Source organism: Ancylobacter sp. GW821-FHT10E12 (assembly GCF_058809335.1).
In genome coordinates, this window is record NZ_JBXASN010000044.1 from 1 (window position 1) to 1,322 (window position 1,322).

General features: G+C 65.1%; 1 protein-coding gene. It reads left to right on the forward strand.

Annotation, left to right across the window (positions count from 1 at the left end; translation table 11 throughout):
• Positions 1 to 58 precede the first annotated feature (58 nt).
• On the forward strand, positions 59 to 1,279 hold the full coding sequence (locus AC1RU4_RS26215; protein ID WP_492894799.1) for an IS256 family transposase: 1,221 nt from the start codon (positions 59 to 61) through the stop codon (positions 1,277 to 1,279).
• Positions 1,280 to 1,322 lie beyond the last annotated feature (43 nt).

Consider the following 1,322-nt stretch of genomic DNA (forward strand, 5'->3'; position numbering starts at 1 on the left):
GGGACTGTCAGGAATTTCGTGTGCAGGGCGGCCATACTGGAGCTGATGGAGGTTCCCGATGGCACGACGCAAAGCCCCACGTATTCCTGACGCGCTTCTGGACCAGCTTCTGGCCGGCGCGGATCCCAAGACGGCGTTTGACGCCAATGGCCTGCTCGACGATCTGAAGAAGGCGCTGGCCGAGCGAGCGCTGAACGCCGAGATGGATCATCATCTGACGGAGGAGGAGACCGGCAACAGCCGCAACGGCTATGGCCGCAAGACGGTGACGACCGAGACGGGTCGGATCGAGCTGGAGATCCCGCGCGATCGGCAGGCGACCTTCGATCCGCAGTTGATCGCCAAGTATCAGCGCCGCTTCCCCGGCTTCGACGACAAGATCGTGTCGATGTACGCCCGCGGCATGAGCGCCCGCGAGATTGTCGGGCATCTGCGCGAACTCTACGGCATCGAGGTCTCGCCCGACCTGGTTAGTGCCGTCACGGACGCGGTGCTGGAGGAGATTGCCGCCTGGCAGGCGCGGCCGCTCGAGCCGGTCTACCCCCTGGTCTTCTTCGATGCCCTGCGCGTCAAGGTCCGCGACGAGGGCATGGTGCGCAACAAGGCCGTCCATATCGCGCTCGGCGTCCGCGCCGATGGGGCCAAGGAAATTCTCGGCCTCTGGCTGGAGCAGAACGAGGGCGCCAAGTTCTGGCTGCGCGTCATGAACGAATTGAGAAACCGCGGCGTCGAGGACATCCTGCTCGCTGTCGTCGACGGCTTGAAGGGCTTCCCCGACGCGATCCGGGCCGTGTTTCCCGAGGCGACGGTCCAGACCTGCATCGTCCACCTGCTCCGCCATAGCCTGGACTTCGTGTCCTACAAGGACCGCAAGCCGGTTGCTGCGGCGCTGAAGGGCATCTATCGCGCCGTCGATGCTGCCGCCGGCGAGGTCGCGCTCGGGGCTTTCGAGGAGGGGCTATGGGGCCGCCGATACCCAGCCATCGCTCAGAGCTGGCGCCGCGCCTGGAGCGAAGTCGTGCCGTTCTACGCCTTTCCGGCCGACGTCCGACGCATTCTCTACACGACCAATGCGATCGAGGCGCTGAACGCGAAACTGCGACGCGCCGTCCGCGCCAGAGGCCATTTCCCGACCGACGAGGCGGCCATGAAGCTCCTCTTCCTCGTCTTGAACCGCTCGGAGAAGGAGTGGAAGATGGGGCCTCGTGAATGGGTCATGGCCAAGGCCCAGTTCGCCGTCATCTTCGGCGAGCGCTTCACAAGGGCCATGGCGGCCTGATGTTCAACCCCGCCGCCCCGCACACGAAATTCCTGACAGTCCC

Excerpts from the sequence above, each read along its gene's own strand:
- AC1RU4_RS26215 (WP_492894799.1), top strand. The coding sequence starts at position 59 with ATGGCACGACGCAAAGCCCCACGTATTCCTGACGCGCTTCTGGACCAG.